18 protein-coding genes are annotated in these 19,855 nt (G+C 54.1%); 13 read left to right on the forward strand and 5 right to left on the reverse strand.

The window, feature by feature from the left end; translation table 11 throughout:
* Positions 1-144: 144 nt before the first annotated feature.
* Complete coding sequence (locus tag BN2591_RS01250) at positions 145-1,665, reverse strand: YifB family Mg chelatase-like AAA ATPase (RefSeq protein ID WP_086868417.1); 1,521 nt, start codon at positions 1,663-1,665, stop codon at positions 145-147.
* 318 nt (positions 1,666-1,983) lie between these two features.
* On the opposite strand from BN2591_RS01250, the gene ilvL reads away from it, so the two are divergent.
* The 7 genes from ilvL (at position 1,984) to ilvA (ending at position 8,665) form a co-directional block, all read left to right on the forward strand.
* Complete coding sequence (ilvL, locus tag BN2591_RS01255; protein ID WP_015966468.1) at positions 1,984-2,082, forward strand: ilv operon leader peptide; 99 nt, start codon at positions 1,984-1,986, stop codon at positions 2,080-2,082.
* Between the two features lie 86 nt (positions 2,083-2,168).
* Positions 2,169-2,219, forward strand: coding sequence for a peptide IlvX (ilvX, locus tag BN2591_RS24950; protein WP_202819293.1), 51 nt, complete (start codon positions 2,169-2,171; stop codon positions 2,217-2,219).
* Between the two features lie 2 nt (positions 2,220-2,221).
* On the forward strand, positions 2,222-3,868 hold the full coding sequence (ilvG, locus tag BN2591_RS01260; RefSeq protein ID WP_086868419.1) for an acetolactate synthase 2 catalytic subunit: 1,647 nt from the start codon (positions 2,222-2,224) through the stop codon (positions 3,866-3,868).
* Positions 3,865-4,134 (forward strand): acetolactate synthase 2 small subunit, encoded by a 270-nt coding sequence (ilvM, locus tag BN2591_RS01265; RefSeq protein ID WP_017459702.1) that lies wholly within the window; start codon positions 3,865-3,867, stop codon positions 4,132-4,134. Before ilvG ends, ilvM begins: the two co-directional genes overlap by 4 nt.
* A gap of 17 nt (positions 4,135-4,151) precedes the next feature.
* Positions 4,152-5,081: a branched-chain amino acid transaminase gene (locus BN2591_RS01270; RefSeq protein ID WP_020455988.1), complete on the forward strand. Its 930-nt coding sequence runs from the start codon at positions 4,152-4,154 to the stop codon at positions 5,079-5,081.
* 186 nt (positions 5,082-5,267) lie between these two features.
* A complete protein-coding gene (gene ilvD, locus BN2591_RS01275; RefSeq protein WP_086868421.1) occupies positions 5,268-7,118 on the forward strand; it encodes a dihydroxy-acid dehydratase in 1,851 nt (616 codons plus the stop codon).
* Positions 7,119-7,120: 2 nt separating this feature from the next.
* Positions 7,121-8,665, forward strand: a complete 1,545-nt coding sequence (ilvA, locus tag BN2591_RS01280) for a threonine ammonia-lyase, biosynthetic (protein WP_086868527.1) — start codon at positions 7,121-7,123, stop codon at positions 8,663-8,665.
* Here the strand turns inward: ilvA and ilvY are convergent.
* Positions 8,662-9,552 (reverse strand): HTH-type transcriptional activator IlvY, encoded by an 891-nt coding sequence (ilvY, locus tag BN2591_RS01285; protein WP_020455991.1) that lies wholly within the window; start codon positions 9,550-9,552, stop codon positions 8,662-8,664. The two genes, ilvA and ilvY, sit on opposite strands and share 4 nt — an antisense overlap.
* Positions 9,553-9,768: 216 nt before the next feature.
* Between ilvY and ilvC the strand changes: the two genes are divergently transcribed.
* The 3 genes from ilvC (at position 9,769) to BN2591_RS01300 (ending at position 12,204) form a co-directional block, all read left to right on the forward strand.
* Positions 9,769-11,244, forward strand: coding sequence for a ketol-acid reductoisomerase (gene ilvC / locus BN2591_RS01290; protein ID WP_086868422.1), 1,476 nt, complete (start codon positions 9,769-9,771; stop codon positions 11,242-11,244).
* 157 nt (positions 11,245-11,401) lie between these two features.
* A complete protein-coding gene (locus BN2591_RS01295; RefSeq protein WP_086868529.1) occupies positions 11,402-11,842 on the forward strand; it encodes an RrF2 family transcriptional regulator in 441 nt (146 codons plus the stop codon).
* The gene (locus BN2591_RS01300) at positions 11,839-12,204 is read left to right on the forward strand and encodes a DUF1360 domain-containing protein (protein WP_086868424.1); all 366 of its coding nucleotides are present in this window, start codon (positions 11,839-11,841) and stop codon (positions 12,202-12,204) included. The genes BN2591_RS01295 and BN2591_RS01300 overlap by 4 nt, the downstream gene beginning before the upstream one ends.
* Before the next feature lie 31 nt (positions 12,205-12,235).
* Here the strand turns inward: BN2591_RS01300 and ppiC are convergent, their stop codons facing one another.
* Positions 12,236-12,517, reverse strand: a complete 282-nt coding sequence (gene ppiC, locus BN2591_RS01305; protein WP_001140255.1) for a peptidylprolyl isomerase PpiC — start codon at positions 12,515-12,517, stop codon at positions 12,236-12,238.
* 84 nt (positions 12,518-12,601) lie between these two features.
* On the opposite strand from ppiC, the gene rep reads away from it, so the two are divergent.
* A complete protein-coding gene (gene rep / locus BN2591_RS01310) occupies positions 12,602-14,623 on the forward strand; it encodes a DNA helicase Rep (RefSeq protein WP_086868426.1) in 2,022 nt (673 codons plus the stop codon).
* Between the two features lie 174 nt (positions 14,624-14,797).
* Here the strand turns inward: rep and gppA are convergent, their stop codons facing one another.
* Both gppA and rhlB read right to left on the reverse strand, forming a co-directional pair.
* Entirely contained in the window at positions 14,798-16,282 is a 1,485-nt protein-coding gene (gene gppA, locus BN2591_RS01315) for a guanosine-5'-triphosphate,3'-diphosphate diphosphatase (RefSeq protein ID WP_086868428.1), read from the reverse strand.
* Between the two features lie 4 nt (positions 16,283-16,286).
* Complete coding sequence (rhlB, locus tag BN2591_RS01320; RefSeq protein ID WP_086868429.1) at positions 16,287-17,555, reverse strand: ATP-dependent RNA helicase RhlB; 1,269 nt, start codon at positions 17,553-17,555, stop codon at positions 16,287-16,289.
* A gap of 144 nt (positions 17,556-17,699) precedes the next feature.
* Between rhlB and trxA the strand changes: the two genes are divergently transcribed.
* Entirely contained in the window at positions 17,700-18,029 is a 330-nt protein-coding gene (trxA, locus tag BN2591_RS01325) for a thioredoxin TrxA (protein WP_086868431.1), read from the forward strand.
* Positions 18,030-18,372: 343 nt separating this feature from the next.
* Positions 18,373-19,632 carry a transcription termination factor Rho gene (gene rho, locus BN2591_RS01330; RefSeq protein WP_004386383.1) on the forward strand — a complete coding sequence of 420 codons (1,260 nt, stop codon included), beginning with the start codon at positions 18,373-18,375 and terminating at the stop codon, positions 19,630-19,632.
* Positions 19,633-19,855: the final 223 nt, after the last annotated feature.

Genomic DNA, 19,855 nt, shown 5'->3' on the forward strand with positions numbered 1-19,855 from the left:
AAAATGTCATCCGGCAGTCGCCGGGGCTCCTGTCGGGGATGAACCCCGACAGGGTATACGCCGATATAGCGAGGGTCTATCGAAACATCATCATGGTGTATTAATGATGTTTCTGGGGATCCCTCAGGGCTAAGGCCCCTTTTTTTACATCAGCATCTTTTGTAGGTGAATCAGTAATCTGTCGATTGCTCGATAACCTAATGCTTCCTGCAGGTGCGCGCGCTGGATCGCGGGCTCTTCTTCGAGATCGGCTATCGTTCGTGCAACTCTCAGCAGGCGTTGCCAGGCACGTACCGACAATCCCAGACGTGTTAACGTCTCTTCCAGCCAGGCCCCATCTTCTCTGGTCAGTATACAAAGCTGTTTCGTTTCGCTGCTGTCCAGACGCGCGTTAAGTTTATTCTGCCGCTGATATTGTCGTGCCTGGGCCTGAATAACCCGTAAGCGTACTGTTCCACTGCTTTCACTTTTATGCTGTGGCTGACTCATCGACCCCGGTGCAAGCAGGGGGATCTCGAGCGACAGATCGAAGCGATCGAGAAAAGGGCCTGATAACTTTCCCAAATAGCGCAGCGTTTGCTCCGGTGTCGAGCGGTTATGATTTCCCTGGTAATGCCCTGTCGGACTCGGGTTCATGGCGGCGATTAACTGGAAACGTGCGGGATAAGTAACTTTCGCCCTTGCCCGCGAGAGATGGATTTGTCCTGATTCGATAGGTTCGCGGAGTGCATCCAGCACGCGGCGTTCAAATTCCGGTAATTCATCCAGAAACAGAACGCCATTATGCGCCAGCGAAATCTCGCCCGGGGCTGGTATGGAGCCGCCGCCAACCAGCGCCGCTAGTGAAGCACTGTGATGCGGCGCTCTGAATGGGCGTCTGCGCCAGTGGCGAGAGAGTACCGCTGAATTTACCACGCTCATAATGGCCGCGCTCTCCAGCGCTTCCTGGTTGTTCAATGGTGGCAGCAATCCCCCCAGCCGACTGGCCAGCATGGTCTTGCCCGTGCCCGGTGGTCCGATTAACAACAGGTTATGTCCACCTGCCGCTGTGATTTCCAGTGCGCGCTTCCCTTGTTCCTGTCCAATAACATCGCTTAAATCCTCGCTGTAGGCTTCCTGGTTGCTGCAAAAGGGGGCAGGCGAAGGTAGTGCCTGTTTTCCTTCCAGAAACGCGCACACTTCCTGTAAATGGTCGGCGACCAGACACTCCTGCGTTTCCGTAAGGCTCGCTTCAGCTTCGTTTTCTCTGGCAATAACGATGCGTCTGTTGGCTTTGACCGCTTCAATGACAGAAGAGATGGCACCGGGGACCCCACGTAAAGCGCCTGTAAGGGCAAGTTCGCCGACAAACTCATAACGACTCAGTTCTGATGCTGTTAGCTGCTCAGAAGCGGACAGAAGCGCGATAGCGATGGGTAAATCGTATCGTCCACCTTCTTTGGGCAGATCCGCGGGTGCCAGGTTGATCGTGATCCTTTTTGCCGGGAATTCATACCCGCTATTGATAATGGCGCTACGAACACGATCGCGTGCTTCTTTAACGGTGGTTTCCGGTAGCCCAACAATAGTCAGCCCCGGTAGCCCATTACTGATATGCACTTCAACGGTGACCAGGGGGGCTGTCACGCCTAACGCCGCTCGCGTAAAAATTACAGACAATGCCATAGGCTCTCCTTTTCGCAGACATTATCTGTTTTGGTTATTGCTTTTCATTATCGAAACATTGTTTTTGCGCGCACATTTCCTGAATTTCACTGCAATTAGTCGCTTTTTTCATTGGGTTGGAATGGTGATCGCAGCGTTGTATTACGCCTCCAAAACGTGAGAAATTTTCACCAAGACTTTTCTCTATAAAAAACAAACATTTTTTGTCATTTTGTCGGGGCAACCGCAAATTGCGTCATAAATTTTTCTTGTTTCTTGTCTTAAATCTGTGTTACCTCTTTAGGCATTCCTTCGAACATGAAGCAAGAACGAACACAAATGAAAGCCCTTCTACGAGTGATTAGCCTGGTCGTGATTAGCGTGGTGGTGATTATTATCCCACCGTGCGGGGCTGCACTTGGACGAGGAAAGGCTTAAAAAACAAGCCTTAACGAACTAAGACCCCCGCACCGAAAGGTCCGGGGGTTTTTTTATGACCTAAAAACATAAACGAGGAGCAGAGAATGAGTAGTAGCACAAAATTCTGTTTCTCCCGATATCCGGCGGGGAACTGACTATGAATGGGGCACAGTGGGTAGTACATGCGTTGCGAGCGCAGAAAGTCGATATCGTCTTCGGCTATCCGGGCGGCGCAATTATGCCGGTTTACGATGCATTGTATGACGGCGGCGTGGAACACCTACTTTGCCGGCACGAGCAGGGCGCGGCGATGGCCGCTATTGGCTATGCTCGCGCTACCGGTAAAACCGGCGTTTGCATCGCCACTTCCGGCCCGGGCGCGACGAACCTGATCACCGGTCTTGCTGATGCGTTATTAGATTCCGTCCCGGTTGTTGCCATCACCGGCCAGGTTGCTGCCCCGCTTATCGGTACCGACGCGTTTCAGGAAGTAGACGTACTCGGTTTATCCCTGGCCTGCACCAAGCACAGCTTCCTGGTTGAATCGCTGGAAGAGTTACCGCGAGTCATGGCTGAGGCGTTCTACGTGGCGAATTCCGGTCGCCCAGGTCCGGTTCTGGTGGATATTCCGAAAGACATCCAGCTGGCTGAAGGCGAACTGGAACCCTGGTTAGCGACCGTCGACGATGAGCACTCTTTCCCGCAGGCTGAAGTTAAACAGGCCGTGCAGATGCTTTCGCAGGCAACAAAACCGATGCTGTACGTTGGCGGCGGTGTGGGCATGGCGCAGGCGGTTCCGGCGCTGCGTGCGTTTCTGAGCGTGACGCAAATGCCGATCACTTGCACGCTGAAAGGGCTGGGCGCGGTGGAAACTGATTATGCTTACTATCTCGGCATGCTGGGGATGCACGGTACGAAAGCCGCGAATTTCGCCGTGCAGGAGTGTGACTTGCTGATTGCCGTTGGTGCCCGCTTTGACGATCGCGTGACCGGTAAGCTGAATACCTTCGCCCCGAACGCCAAAGTGATCCATATGGATATCGATCCGGCGGAAATGAGCAAACTGCGCCAGGCGAACGTTGCGTTGCAGGGCGATTTAAATGCTCTGCTGCCTGCGCTACAACAGCCGCTGGCAATTGATGCGTGGCGTCAATACAGCGCGGACCTGCGTCGTGAACATGCCTGGCGTTATGATCATCCGGGTGAGGCTATTTATGCGCCGTTGTTATTAAAACAGCTCTCCGATCGCAAGCCGGAAAACAGCGTGGTCACTACCGACGTGGGTCAACATCAAATGTGGGCGGCGCAACATTTGTGTTTCAGCCGCCCGGAAAATTTCATCACGTCCAGTGGATTAGGTACGATGGGCTTCGGTCTGCCCGCCGCCGTTGGCGCGCAGGTTGCCCGCCCGGACGATACGGTAATTTGTATCTCCGGTGACGGCTCCTTCATGATGAATGTTCAGGAGCTCGGCACCGTTAAACGTAAGCAATTACCGCTGAAGATTGTCTTACTGGACAACCAGCGTTTAGGGATGGTTCGCCAGTGGCAGCAGTTATTCTTCAACGAGCGTTATAGCGAAACCACCCTGACTGATAACCCCGATTTCCTCACGCTGGCCAGCGCTTTCGGCATCCCCGGCCAGCACATCACCCGAAAAGACCAGGTTGAAGCGGCACTCGACACGATGCTCACGAGCCCAGGGCCATACCTGCTTCATGTCTCAATTGATGAACTTGAGAATGTCTGGCCACTGGTGCCGCCCGGCGCCAGTAACTCACAAATGCTGGAGAAATTATCATGATGCAACATCAGGTCGCCGTTGAGGCCCGCTTCAATCCTGAAACGTTAGAACGCGTGCTGCGCGTGGTGCGTCACCGTGGCTTTCAGGTATGTGCGATGAATATGGAAACCGCCAGTGATGCGCGGAATATAAATATCGAATTGACCGTTGCCAGCCCGCGGCCTGTCGAATTACTGTTTAGCCAGTTAAGCAAACTTGTTGACGTTGCCCGGGTTGATATCCGCCAGCGTGCCACATCATCACAATCACAACAAATCCGCGCGTAAGCGCAAAAGGAAGAATAATGACGACGAAAAAAGCAGACTACATTTGGTCTAATGGCGAGATGGTTCGTTGGGAAGATGCAAAAGTCCATGTAATGTCCCACGCGCTGCATTACGGTACTTCCGTGTTTGAAGGTATCCGTTGCTATGACTCGCATAAAGGTCCGGTAGTCTTCCGCCATCGTGAACATATGCAGCGTCTGCGCGATTCCGCCAAAATCTATCGTTTCCCGGTATCTCAGAGCGTGGATGAGCTGATGGAAGCCTGCCGCGCAGTGATCCGCAAAAACAATCTGACCAGCGCCTATATTCGTCCGCTGGTGTTTGTGGGCGATGTTGGCATGGGCGTTAACCCTCCTGCGGGCTACACCACTGATGTGATCATCGCCGCGTTCCCGTGGGGCGCTTACCTCGGTGCGGAAGCGCTGGATCAGGGGATCGACGCGATGGTTTCTTCCTGGAATCGTGTTGCGCCGAACACCATCCCGACAGCCGCAAAAGCGGGCGGTAACTACCTCTCTTCCCTGCTTGTGGGCAGCGAAGCCCGCCGCCATGGCTACCAGGAAGGGATCGCGCTGGACGTGAACGGCTACATCTCTGAAGGTGCGGGCGAAAACCTGTTTGAAGTAAAAGATGGCATCCTGTTCACGCCGCCGTTTACCTCCTCTGCCCTGCCGGGTATCACCCGCGATGCGATCATCAAGCTGGCGAAAGAGCTGAACATCGAAGTTCGTGAGCAGGTGCTGTCCCGTGAATCGCTGTATCTGGCGGATGAAGTATTTATGTCCGGTACCGCAGCGGAAATCACGCCGGTGCGCAGTGTCGACGGCATTCAGGTGGGCGAAGGTCGTTGCGGCCCGGTCACCAAACGTATTCAGCAAGCATTCTTTGGCCTCTTTACCGGTGAAACGGAAGATAAGTGGGGCTGGTTGGATCAAGTTAATCCATAAATACCCGTCATACTTCAGGTTGTAGGTGTGTTGGCCGCAATCGTTCATCCCCGTCACTTACTTCGGTAAGCTCCCGGGGATTCGCTCGCTTGCCGCCTCCCTACAACCCGAATTTTTAGGGTATCGCAAATAAATATGGGATGGCACGCACCACCCCATCGACAAGATAGACGGGAGTAAAAGAGCATGCCTAAGTACCGTTCCGCCACCACCACCCACGGGCGCAATATGGCGGGTGCCCGCGCGCTGTGGCGCGCAACCGGGATGACCGACGCCGATTTCGGCAAGCCGATTATCGCTGTCGTGAACTCGTTTACCCAGTTCGTGCCGGGCCACGTTCACCTGCGCGATCTCGGTAAGCTGGTTGCGGAGCAAATCGAAGCCGCAGGCGGCGTGGCGAAAGAGTTCAACACCATCGCCGTTGATGATGGCATCGCCATGGGCCACGGCGGCATGCTTTACTCACTGCCTTCCCGCGAGCTGATTGCCGATTCCGTTGAATACATGGTCAATGCCCACTGCGCTGATGCGATGGTGTGTATTTCCAACTGCGACAAAATTACCCCGGGGATGCTGATGGCTTCTCTGCGGTTGAATATTCCGGTGATTTTCGTCTCCGGCGGCCCGATGGAAGCCGGGAAAACCAAACTTTCCAACCAGATAATCAAACTCGATCTGGTGGATGCCATGATTCAGGGCGCAGACCCGAAAGTCTCTGACGATCAGAGCGAACAGGTAGAGCGCTCCGCCTGCCCAACTTGCGGCTCCTGCTCCGGCATGTTCACCGCCAACTCGATGAACTGTCTGACCGAAGCGCTGGGGCTGTCGCAGCCGGGTAACGGCTCGCTGCTGGCGACCCACGCTGACCGTAAAGAGCTGTTTATCAACGCGGGCAAACGTATTGTTGAGCTGACCAAACGCTATTACGAGCAGGATGATACCAGCGCACTGCCGCGTTCCATCGCCAGTAAAGCGGCGTTTGAGAACGCCATGACGCTGGATATCGCCATGGGTGGCTCTACTAACACCGTTCTGCACTTGCTGGCTGCCGCGCAGGAAGCGGAGATTGATTTCACCATGAGTGACATCGATAAACTGTCCCGCAAAGTTCCGCAGCTGTGTAAAGTCGCGCCGAGTACGCAGAAATACCATATGGAGGATGTACACCGCGCCGGTGGCGTGCTGGGCATTCTGGGTGAGCTGGATCGCGCTAATTTGTTGAACCGGGATGTGAAAAACGTACTCGGTCTGACGCTGCCGCAAACCCTTGAGCAGTACGACGTGATGCTGACCAAAGACGACGCGGTGAAAACCATGTTCCGCGCAGGCCCGGCAGGCATCCGCACCACGCAAGCGTTCTCACAAAACTGCCGCTGGGACACGCTGGATGACGATCGCGCTGAAGGCTGCATCCGTTCGCTGGAGCACGCCTACAGCCAGGACGGCGGTCTGGCCGTGCTGTACGGCAACTTTGCGGAAAACGGCTGTATCGTCAAAACCGCAGGCGTTGATGACAGCAACCTGACATTCACCGGTCCGGCGAAAGTGTACGAAAGCCAGGACGCAGCGGTGGACGCCATTCTCGGCGGCAAAGTTGTCGCAGGGGACGTGGTGGTGATTCGTTACGAAGGGCCGAAAGGCGGGCCGGGGATGCAGGAAATGCTCTACCCAACCAGCTTCCTGAAATCAATGGGGCTCGGCAAAGCGTGTGCGCTGATCACCGACGGGCGTTTCTCCGGCGGCACATCGGGTTTATCTATCGGTCACGTTTCCCCGGAAGCGGCAAGCGGCGGCAATATTGGCCTGATTGAAGATGGCGATATCATCGCTATCGATATCCCGAGCCGTAGCATTCAACTGCAACTGAGCGATCGCGAACTGGCGGCACGTCGTGAAGCGCAGGAAGCCCGCGGCGATAAAGCCTGGACGCCGGTTGACCGTGAACGTCAGGTCTCCTTCGCGCTGCGCGCTTATGCCAGTCTCGCGACCAGTGCGGATAAAGGCGCGGTTCGCGATAAATCCAAACTTGGGGGTTAATGATGGCCGAATCCCAACCCCTCTCAGCCGCTCCCGAAGGAGCGGAATATCTGAGAGCGGTGCTGCGTGCGCCGGTTTACGAAGCGGCGCAGGTAACGCCGCTGCAAAAAATGGAGAAGCTCTCTTCGCGTCTCGACAATGTGATCCTGGTGAAGCGCGAAGATCGCCAGCCGGTGCACAGCTTTAAGCTGCGTGGCGCGTACGCGATGATTGCCGGGCTGACGCCTGAGCAAAAAGCGCATGGTGTGATTACGGCTTCTGCGGGCAATCATGCGCAGGGCGTGGCAATGTCATCGACGCGTCTGGGTATCAAATCGCTGATTGTAATGCCTGTCGCCACGGCGGATATCAAAGTGGATGCGGTGCGCGGCTTTGGTGGCGAAGTGCTGTTGCATGGCGCCAACTTTGACGAAGCGAAAGCGAAAGCCATTGAACTGGCCGAACAACAAGGTTTCACCTTTGTGCCGCCGTTTGATCACCCGATGGTAATCGCCGGGCAGGGTACGCTGGCGCTGGAATTGCTGCAACAGGACGCACACATTGATCGCGTTTTTGTGCCGGTCGGCGGCGGCGGTTTAGCGGCGGGCGTGGCGGTGTTGATTAAACAACTGATGCCGCAAATCAAAGTGATTGCCGTGGAAGCGGAAGACTCCGCGTGCCTGAAAGCGGCACTGGATGCAGGTCATCCGGTCGAGTTACCGCGCGTGGGCTTGTTTGCCGAAGGCGTGGCGGTAAAACGTATCGGTAACGAAACCTTCCGTCTGTGCAAAGAGTATCTCGACGATATCATCACCGTGGATAGCGATGCGATTTGCGCGGCGATGAAAGATTTGTTCGAAGATGTTCGCGCCGTCGCGGAACCGTCTGGCGCGCTGGCGCTGGCAGGAATGAAAAAATATATCGCCAAACACAACATTCGCGGCGAGCGGCTGGCGCATGTGCTTTCTGGCGCAAACGTCAATTTCCACGGCTTGCGTTATGTTTCTGAGCGTTGCGAGTTGGGCGAGCAGCGTGAAGCGCTGCTGGCGGTGACCATTCCGGAAGAGAAAGGTAGCTTCCTGAAGTTTTGTCAGTTGTTGGGCGGGCGCTCTGTGACCGAGTTTAACTATCGCTTTGCCGATGCCAAAGATGCCTGCATTTTTGTCGGCGTGCGGTTAAGCCGGGGGCTGGAGGAGCGTAAAGAGATCCTCGATCTGCTGCACGAAGGCGGTTACAGCGTGGTGGATCTTTCCGATGACGAGATGGCGAAACTGCATGTGCGTTACATGGTGGGGGGACGACCGTCGAAACCGCTGCGTGAACGTCTGTACAGTTTTGAGTTCCCGGAATCGCCGGGTGCGCTGCTGAAGTTCCTGCATACGCTCGGTACGCACTGGAATATTTCATTGTTCCATTACCGCAGCCACGGCACTGATTATGGGCGCGTTCTGGCGGCGTTCGAACTGGGCGAGCATGAACCGGATTTCGAAACCCGGCTCAACGAGCTGGGTTACGAATGCCACGACGAAACGCATAACCCGGCGTTCCGCTTTTTCCTTGCCGGTTAGTTGTTTGGCAGGATTTTCCAGAACGCATCAATAAGCGGCTCATAGAGCCGCTTTTTTTGTACACAGACGCCAAGCTCAAATGGCGTTTTCTCATCACTGCGTTCAAGGATCATCACGCGGTTGCGCACTGGCTCCGGGCTGTTTTCCAGCACCACTTCCGGGATGAGCGCCACGCCGCAACCGAGCGCGACCATCGACACCATTGCTTCGTGGCCGCCGACGGTGGCGTAAATTGACGGGTTGCTGATTTTATGACGGCGGAACCATAGCTCGATACGGCGGCGCACCGGGCCCTGATCGGCCATGATAAACGGCACGGTGGACCAGTCTGGTTCGGGCTGCGAAACCTGGTTACGCACCGGGCAGGGAAGCGCAGGTGCTATCAGCACCACGGCCAGGTTTTCCAGCATTGAAAACGCTACCGCGCCGGGCAGCGTTTCCGGTTTCCCGGCAATGGCCAGATCCGCTTCGCCGGTGACCACTTTTTCCATCGCATCGGCGGCATCGCCGGTGGTGAGTTTGATCTCTACCGACGGATGTTCCGCGCGAAAACGATCGAGAATCGGCGGCAAGTGGCTATAAGCCGCAGTAACGGAACAGAAAAGATGCAGCTCGCCGGAGAGCGACGGGCCTTGCTGGTCGATGGTGTGGCGCAATTGCTGATACTGCAATAACGTTTGTTGCGCGAAAACACGCAGCTCTTCACCCGCTTCTGTCAGCGTGACGGTACGGTTATCGCGCACAAACAGCGGCTGTCCGAGATCTTCTTCCAGCCGTTGGATTTGCCGTGAAAGCGTGGAAGGGCTGACATGCATGGCGCGCGCGCTGCGGCCAAAATGGCGGCTTTCGGCCAGATGCAGGAACGTTTTCAGATCGCGTAAATCCATGAGACAGACTCCACAAATTTACATTGCAAAAATTGCAATGTGACATTGTTAATATATCAATTTAAGCAACGCATTTCCTGTCATATAGTGGGTTCAATCTCGCTTATCAGCGAACTGAACAATAAATATTGCCCTGAATAATTTGCGCAACAGAAAACCTAAAGCGTTAGCGCAAAAAAGAACGGCACAACACAACATCACACGACGAGGTCTCAAATGGCTAACTACTTTAATACACTGAACCTGCGCCAGCAGCTGGCGCAGCTGGGCAAATGCCGCTTCATGGCGCGTGACGAATTTGCCGATGGCGCAAGCTACCTTCAGGGTAAAAAAGTGGTCATCGTCGGCTGCGGCGCCCAAGGGCTGAACCAGGGCCTGAACATGCGCGACTCCGGTCTGGATATCGCTTACGCGCTGCGTAAAGAAGCGATTGCGGAGAAACGCGCGTCCTGGCGCAAAGCGACCGAAAACGGTTTTAAAGTTGGCACTTATGAAGAGCTGATCCCGCAGGCGGACCTGGTCGTGAACCTGACGCCGGACAAACAGCACTCTGACGTCGTGCGTGCCGTGCAGCCGCTGATGAAAGACGGCGCGGCGCTGGGCTACTCTCACGGTTTCAACATCGTGGAAGTGGGTGAGCAGATCCGTAAAGACATCACTGTCGTGATGGTGGCACCGAAGTGTCCTGGCACGGAAGTTCGTGAAGAGTACAAACGTGGTTTCGGTGTTCCGACCCTGATCGCTGTCCACCCGGAAAACGACCCGAAAGGCGAAGGGATGGCGATTGCTAAAGCCTGGGCTGCGGCAACCGGTGGTCACCGTGCGGGCGTTCTGGAGTCCTCTTTTGTTGCGGAAGTGAAATCTGACCTGATGGGCGAGCAGACCATCCTCTGCGGCATGCTGCAGGCGGGTTCCCTGCTGTGTTTCGACAAGCTGGTGGCGGAAGGTACTGACCCGGCTTACGCAGAAAAACTGATTCAGTTCGGCTGGGAAACCATCACCGAAGCGCTGAAACAGGGTGGTATTACGCTGATGATGGATCGCTTGTCCAATCCGGCGAAACTGCGTGCTTACGCGCTGTCAGAACAGCTGAAAGGCATTATGGCGCCGCTGTTCCAGAAACATATGGACGATATCATCTCCGGCGAGTTCTCTTCCGGCATGATGGCTGACTGGGCCAATGACGATAAGAAACTGCTGACCTGGCGTGAAGAAACCGGTAAATCCGCGTTCGAAACCGCACCGCAGTATGAAGGCAAAATCAGCGAGCAGGAGTACTTTGATAAAGGCGTGCTGATGATTGCGATGGTGAAAGCGGGTGTTGAACTGGCGTTCGAAACCATGGTGGCGTCCGGCATTATCGAAGAGTCCGCTTACTATGAATCGCTGCACGAACTGCCGCTGATTGCCAACACCATCGCGCGAAAGCGTCTGTATGAGATGAACGTGGTCATTTCCGATACCGCAGAGTACGGCAACTATCTGTTCTCTTATGCTTGCGTACCGCTGCTGAAAGAGTTCATGACCACGCTGCAAACGGGCGACCTGGGTAAAGCGATTGCCGAAGGTGCGGTAGATAATGCGCAACTGCGCGATGTGAATGAGGCAATTCGCAGCCACGCCATTGAGAAAGTGGGTCAGAAATTGCGCGGTTATATGACGGATATGAAACGTATCGCCGTCGCGAGCTAATTCCTATCGTCTTTCGGTAGCGATAAGCCGAATTTCATTGAAAAGTTTAAGCCCGGAGGCGTTAGCGCTTCCGGGCTTTTTTATGAGCGGCAATGGACGCGATCTTTTTTTGCCGTCTGTCTTGTTGAATTTGTTTTTATGTAATATCGTAAGTTACATGAAAATAAATAACTCCTTCTCCGCGACGTTGCACATCCTGCTCCACATGGAACAGGCCGATAAACCGATGACTTCGGAACAGATGGCTGAATACATCGACGGTAACCCGGCGTTTATTCGCAAACTGCTCGCCGGATTACGGGAACAGCAGATTGTCTGCGCGACCAAAGGGCACCACGGCGGCTGGCGACTTTGCCGCTCCGCCGGCCTGGTCACACTCTACGACATCTACATCGCACTGGGATCGCCTGCGTTGTTCGCGTTGGGCAATCGTAATGAAAACCCTGAGTGTCTGGTTGAACAAGGGGTGAACCGGGTGATGTCATCAACGCTTGCCGACGCACAATCGCTGATCCTCGAACGTTTTAAAAACCTGACACTACACGATGTCGGCGCGGAATTTATTAATTACTTCAACGAGAAGGGGCACCACCGATGATTGCCGATTTAACCACCTGCCTGATGATTGCGCTGGCTGCCAGTAGCATTTCAATAACGTTGACACAAACGGAGCTATTTGCGGCTTTTCGTGAATGGACGGTGAAAAAGAACGCGATGATAGGGCACTTGTTTCAGTGTTTCTATTGTCTGAGTCACTGGGCGGTGTTTGGCGGCATGCTGGTGTACCGTCCTGCGCTGTTGCATAGCGGTATCGCAGTGATTGACTGGGTAATGACGGCGTTCATTACCATTACCCTGGCGACATTGATTAATGGCCTGATGTTCAAAGTATTCCAGGCGGCGATCAATATGCATGTGATGAAGCATGACGCGCAGCAGAAGCTGCAATCGCACAAATAAAAAAGCCTCTCTGTGATGAGAGGCTCAACCTTTAGTTGCGGTACAGCACTTTGATGATGTGGTAACCGAACTGGGTGTGCAGCGGGCCGGTTGGCTCCAGCACCGGGCAGGAAAACACCACTTTATCGAACGCGGGAACCATCTGGCCCTGACGGAATTCGCCCAAATGTCCGCCTTTTTTGCCTGACGGGCAGATAGAGTGTTTCTTCGCCAGCTTTTCGAAATCGCCGCCGTTTTTGATCTGTTCCAGAAGATCCAGCGCCAGTTTCTCTTCTTTAACAAGGATATGCAGTGCTGCTGCGGTTTTTGCCATGATCGTGCCTTGAGTGAGGTTGTTGAGGCTGGCTATACTACCACGCGTTTTCTTCCCTCCAGACTTTTCATTGAGTGATCTTTTATGCGTTTAAATCCCGGACAACAACAAGCCGTTGAATTCGTCACCGGACCATGCCTGGTGCTGGCGGGAGCGGGATCCGGTAAAACACGCGTGATCACCAATAAAATCGCCCATTTGATCCGTGGCTGCGGCTACCAGGCGAAACATATCGCGGCGGTAACCTTTACCAACAAAGCGGCGCGCGAGATGAAAGAACGCGTTGCGCAGACGCTGGGGCGCAAAGAGGCGCGCGGGTTGATGATCTCTACGTTCCACACGCTGGGGCTGAATATCATCAAACGTGAGTTCGCCGCGTTGGGGATGAAATCTAACTTTTCCCTGTTTGACGACACCGATCAGCTCGCACTGTTAAAAGATCTGACCGAAGGGCTGATCGACGATGACAAAGTGGTGCTGCAACAGCTGATCTCTGCGATCTCAAACTGGAAAAACGATCTGCTGACCCCGCCGCAAGCTGCGGCGCGCGCAAACGGTGAACGCGATCGTATTTTTGCCCACTGCTATGGTCTGTACGACGCCCATATGAAGGCGTGTAACGTACTCGATTTCGACGACCTGATCCTGCTGCCAACGCTGTTATTACAGCGAAACGAAGAGGTGCGCGAACGCTGGCAGAACAAGATCCGTTATCTGCTGGTGGATGAATATCAGGACACCAACACCAGCCAGTATGAACTGGTAAAGCTGTTAGTGGGCCAGCGCGCGCGCTTTACTGTCGTGGGTGACGATGACCAGTCGATTTACTCCTGGCGCGGGGCGCGGCCGCAAAACCTGGTGCTGCTGAGCCAGGATTTTCCGGCATTGCAGGTGATTAAGCTGGAGCAAAACTATCGCTCTTCCGGGCGCATCCTGAAAGCGGCGAATATCCTCATCGCCAACAACCCACACGTTTTTGAAAAACGCCTCTTCTCCGAGCTGGGTTATGGTGCGGAGCTGAAAGTGCTCAGCGCCAACCATGAAGAACATGAAGCCGAGCGCGTGACCGGCGAGCTGATTGCTCACCACTTCGTGAATAAGACCGAATACAAGGATTATGCGATCCTCTATCGCGGTAACCACCAGTCGCGCGTATTCGAAAAATTCCTGATGCAAAACCGCATCCCGTACAAGATTTCCGGCGGTACCTCGTTCTTTTCGCGCCCGGAAATCAAAGATCTGCTGGCCTATTTGCGGGTGCTGACCAATACGGATGATGACAGTGCGTTTTTGCGGATTGTGAATACGCCAAAGCGTGAAATTGGTTCGGCAACGCTACAAAAGCTGGGTGAATGGGCGATGTTGCGTAATAAGAGCCTGTTTGCCGCCAGCTTCGACGTTGGCCTGAACCAGACGCTGACCGGACGCGGTTATGACGCGCTGACGCGTTTTACTCACTGGCTCGGTGAGGTACAACGTTTGTCGGAGCGCGAGCCTATCGCAGCGGTGCGCGATTTAATTCACGGCATCGATTATGAATCGTGGTTGTTCGAAACCTCCGCCAGCCCGAAAGCGGCGGAGATGCGTATGAAAAACGTTAACACGCTGTTCGGCTGGATGACGGAGATGCTGGAAGGCAGCGAACTGGATGAACCGATGACGCTGGCGGAAGTGGTGACACGCTTTACCCTGCGCGACATGATGGAGCGTGGCGAGAGCGACGACGAATCCGATCAGGTGCAGTTGATGACGCTGCACGCTTCTAAGGGTCTTGAATTTCCCTATGTTTTCCTGGTGGGTATGGAAGAGGGGTTATTGCCGCACCAGAGCAGTATCGATGAAGACAACGTCGATGAAGAGCGGCGTCTGGCCTATGTGGGCATCACCCGCGCGCAGAAAGAGCTGATTTTCACCCTCTGCAAAGAGCGCCGTCAGTATGGCGAGTTAGTTCGCCCGGAACCGAGCCGCTTTCTGCTGGAATTACCGCAAGACGATCTGATTTGGGAGCAGGAACGCAAAGTGGTCAGCGCCGAAGAGCGCATGCACAAAGGTCAGGCTAACGTGGCGAACATACGCGCGATGCTGGCGAAAGCGAAGGACAAATAAAAATTCACCTTTATCGAGAGCCGCGAAGATTACGGCTCTTAAAGAGCGGGCTGAAATCTTAAAAATAAGCGCCCGCCCGCTCGGTAAGGTTGCAACCCGGCAGAGCTGCTGGACTGTGTTTTTCAGCAAGCAATAAAAAAGCCCGCAGCGAGCGGGCAATATTCCGAATGGGGATTACTGGATTTCCAGTGACCAGTGCACGTAACTTTGCCACTGGCTTTCCTGATCAATCAGTTCTGCGCCAAGCGGGTGACTTGCCAGCCACCCTTGCGGCAGCGTCAGCACCAGCTTCTCGCCCTGCGCGGTGACCGCTATTTCCGGCAGCAGATCATCGCGACGACGGCTGGCGAAAATAATGGCAAGACGAAGCAGACGACAAAGATGCTCGGCGACGCGCGGCGGTACGGCGTTTTGCTGATGCAAGGATGAGAGATCGACCGCGTTCGTCTGATTAAGCAGCAGTGTCGCGAGCAGTTTCTTTTGTGCGGGGGTAAAGCCGGGTAGATCGAGATTACGTACCAGCCATGCCGCATGTAACGGCGCTTGCTTAAACTCAATACTCAAACCAATTTCATGCAGTTCGCAGGCAACTTTCAGAATTTCGATGCTATAGGCATCTAATTCCCACTCTTTAGCGACGCTTTGCGCAAAACGCCTGGCCAGCGTTGTCACGCGCCGGGATTGATCGGTATCGATAATAAAACGGCGTTGAATATTGCGCAGGGTGCGGCTACGAATGTCTTCATCTACCGCCAGGTGCAACATGCCGTAGACCAGACCTTCGCGTAATGCGCCACCGGCCAGCGTCATGCTTTCAATATTCATTTCGGTGAAGATAGCGATAAGGATTGCCAGACCGCTCGGAAACACCAAAGCGCGTTCCAGCGTCAGGCCTTCTATTTCCAGCTCTTCGAGTCGCCCGCACTGTATGGCGCGCTGTTTTAGCTGCTGCAATTTAGCGAGGGTAATGCGCTCATCCATGCCCTGCGCCATCATGATTTCTTGCAACGCCTGAACCGTACCCGATGCCCCGACACACACTTTCCAGCCATGGCGGCGAAGCTCATCGGCAACCGGGCGCAGCACCTCACGCGCGGCCTGTTCGGCGGCGGCGAAGTTTTCCTGCCCGAGATTTCGATCGGTAAAAAAACGCTCAAGCCAGGTGACGCAGCCCATCGACAGGCTGAAAAGGGACGTCGTTTGTGCCCCGGTGCCGGTAACCAGCTCCGTGCTGGCGCCGCCAATATCAACCACCAGACGCTGATCCGCGCCCCCCGTCGTGTGCGCAACGCCCTGATAAATCAGCCGCGCTTCTTCCTCGCCGCTAATGACTTGCACCGGGCAGCCGAGGATTTCTTGCGCTTTGTCGATAAATTCCTGCGCGTTAACCGCCAGGCGCAACGTGGCCGTTGCTACGACGCGGATTTGCTCCTGGGGAATATCCTGCAGACGTTCGGAAAATAGCCGCAGGCACTGCCACCCTCGCTCCATCGCTTCCTGAGAAAGACGATTGTCGGGGCTTAACCCTGCAGCCAGGCGAACTTTGCGTTTGATGCGAGAAAGCGTCTGAATGCTTCCCGCCACCTCGCGCACAACCAGCATATGAAAACTGTTGGATCCAAGATCAATAGCGGCATAGAGCGAGGCGGAACCGAGCATATTTTTAACCTGAACGACGACGATTACGTGGGGTGCCACCGCTGCGGCGCGGGCCGTTGCCAGAGCGTGAACGCGTCAGGCGTTTTGGCGGCGGCAGCTCGGTGAGCAGGGCATCCGGATCGTATTTGCTGACCGGGATAGAATGCCCGATATAGGTCTCAATCGCCGGCAGGTTCAGGGCATATTCTTCACAAGCGAGGCTGATTGAGTGACCGCTGGCGCCAGCGCGACCGGTACGACCGATACGGTGAACGTAATCTTCACAATCGTCCGGCAGATCGTAGTTAAAAACGTGCGTGACCGCAGGAATATGCAGACCACGTGCGGCAACGTCAGTCGCCACCAGAATGTCGAGATCGCCACGCGTGAACTCATCAAGAATACGCAGGCGTTTTTTCTGCGCGACATCACCGGTCAGCAAACCAACACGATGACCATCTGCGGCCAGGCTGCCCCAGATATCTTCACAGCGGTGTTTGGTATTGGCGAAGATAATGGCGCGATCCGGCCACTCTTCTTCGATCAGTGTCTGCAGCAGGCGCATTTTCTCGTCGTTGGACGGGTAGAAAAGCTCTTCTTTAATACGGTGGCCCGTTTTTTGTTCCGGCTCCACTTCCACGTACTCAGCGTTATTCATCTGCTCAAACGCCAGCTCACGCACCCGGTAAGACAATGTGGCGGAGAAGAGCATGTTCAAACGTGACGTCACGGGTGGCATACGGCGGAACAGCCAGCGGATATCTTTGATAAAGCCCAGATCGTACATACGATCTGCTTCGTCCAGCACCACGACCTGGATCGCGCCCAGGTTAATATGGTTCTGCTTGGTATAATCAATTAATCGACCCGTGGTGCCGATTAAAATATCGACGCCGCTTTCCAGCACTTTCAGCTGTTTGTCATAGCCATCACCGCCGTAAGCCAGACCCAGTTTCAGGCCAGTCGCTTGCGCCAGCGGTTCTGCATCGGCGTGAATTTGTACCGCGAGTTCACGTGTCGGCGCCATAATAATCGCGCGCGGTTGGTTCACTTTACGGTCTTCGATTGCCGGGTGAGAGAGAAGGTAATGAAACGTTGACGTTAAAAACGCCATCGTTTTGCCGGTACCGGTTTGCGCCTGACCTGCAACATCACGGCCCGCCAGCGTCAGCGGAAGAGCCAGAGCCTGAATGGGCGTGCAATTATGAAACCCTTTTTTTTCAAGGGCTTCGATCACTTTTGGGTGCAGGGCGAAGTCGGAAAACTTCTGTTCTGTTAAATGTGTTTTGCTCATAGTGTGGTAGAATATCAGCTTACTATTGCTTTACGAAAGCGTATCCGGTGAAATAAAGTCAACCTTTAGTTGGTTATTGTGGCATCAATACGTTGCTGTTTTATGCTACACCAACATGCCAGGCTTATTCCTGTGGAGTTATATATGAGCGATAAAATTATTCACCTGACTGACGATAGTTTTGACACGGATGTACTCAAAGCGGACGGGCTTGTGCTCGTTGATTTCTGGGCAGAGTGGTGTGGACCGTGTAAAATGATCGCCCCGATTCTGGATGAGGTCGCTGATGAGTACGAAGGCAAGCTAACCATTGCGAAACTGAACATCGACAACAATCCAGGTACCGCGCCGAAATACGGCATCCGTGGTATCCCGACCCTGCTGCTGTTTAAAGACGGTGAAGTTGCAGCAACCAAAGTTGGTGCCTTGTCTAAAGGCCAACTGAAAGAGTTCCTGGACGCCAACCTGGCGTAACCCAGACTCCGCCGGCGTGCCAGCAGTCCTAATTTTTTTGGAGCGCTGGACGCCCGGCTTCAGCCGTGCTAATTTAGTTTTGACTTCGTTTTGAACATACCTTTAGTTGTTTGAATCTTGCATTACCCCGATACTTCCCGCAGAGCAACACCATCGCGAGAGAAGTCGACAGATTCCGGGCTTATCACTTATTCCGTCTTATCGTTTCAGTTCTGCGTACTTTCCTGTGACCAGGCACCGATCAGACATAAGTTGATGGCCGTTAACAGGCATGGATGACCCTGCCATACCATTCACAACATTAAGTTCGAGATCTACCCCGAGTTTAAGAACCCACACCATTATGAATCTTACCGAATTAAAGAATACGCCGGTTTCTGAGCTGATCACTCTCGGCGAAAATATGGGGCTGGAAAACCTGGCCCGTATGCGCAAACAGGACATCATTTTCGCCATCCTGAAGCAGCACGCGAAGAGTGGCGAAGATATCTTTGGCGATGGCGTGCTGGAGATTCTGCAGGATGGATTTGGTTTCCTCCGCTCCGCAGACAGCTCCTACCTCGCCGGCCCTGACGACATCTACGTATCCCCCAGCCAAATTCGCCGTTTCAACCTCCGCACTGGTGACACCATTTCAGGTAAGATTCGCCCGCCTAAAGAAGGTGAACGTTACTTTGCATTGCTCAAAGTTAACGAGGTGAACTTCGATAAGCCGGAAAACGCGCGTAATAAGATTCTGTTTGAAAACTTAACGCCGCTGCACGCGAACTCTCGCCTGCGTATGGAACGTGGTAATGGCTCGACGGAAGACTTAACCGCACGCGTACTGGATCTGGCGTCGCCGATCGGTCGTGGTCAGCGTGGTCTGATTGTTGCACCGCCAAAAGCCGGTAAAACTATGCTGCTGCAGAACATCGCGCAGAGCATTGCTTACAACCATCCAGATTGTGTACTGATGGTGCTGTTGATTGACGAACGTCCGGAAGAAGTGACCGAGATGCAACGTCTGGTTAAAGGCGAAGTGGTTGCTTCCACCTTTGACGAACCGGCTTCCCGCCACGTGCAGGTTGCAGAAATGGTTATCGAGAAGGCCAAGCGCCTGGTCGAGCACAAGAAAGACGTTATCATTCTGCTGGACTCCATCACCCGTCTGGCTCGCGCTTACAACACCGTTGTTCCGGCGTCCGGCAAAGTGCTGACCGGTGGTGTCGACGCGAACGCCCTGCATCGCCCGAAACGCTTCTTCGGTGCCGCGCGTAACGTGGAAGAGGGCGGTAGCCTGACCATTATCGCGACCGCGCTGATTGATACCGGTTCGAAAATGGACGAAGTGATTTACGAAGAGTTTAAAGGCACCGGTAACATGGAACTGCACCTCTCGCGTAAAATCGCTGAAAAACGTGTCTTCCCGGCGATTGATTACAACCGTTCCGGTACGCGTAAAGAAGAGTTGCTCACCACTCAGGAAGAGCTGCAGAAAATGTGGATCCTGCGCAAAATCATTCACCCAATGGGTGAGATTGACGCCATGGAGTTCCTCATTAACAAGCTGGCAATGACGAAGACGAATGATGAGTTCTTCGACATGATGAAGCGCTCCTAATATAAATAAACCTCGGAAGCGCCACGTTTTTACGTGGCGTTTTTTATTTGCGGGCTATACGCTATATGCACTGGGACAGGCATTGTCCAACGCTGGCGACAACAAATAGACTATTCATCTTTTGAACGATTTATTTGTTTGAAAAGTAAACAATAACGCCTGCGAATGACCTGCATTCTCCTTTTATGGGGTGTGACAACGTCGTTATACTGTCGGGATAAAC

The organism is Kosakonia pseudosacchari, assembly GCF_900184035.1.
Lineage (GTDB): Bacteria > Pseudomonadota > Gammaproteobacteria > Enterobacterales > Enterobacteriaceae > Kosakonia > Kosakonia pseudosacchari.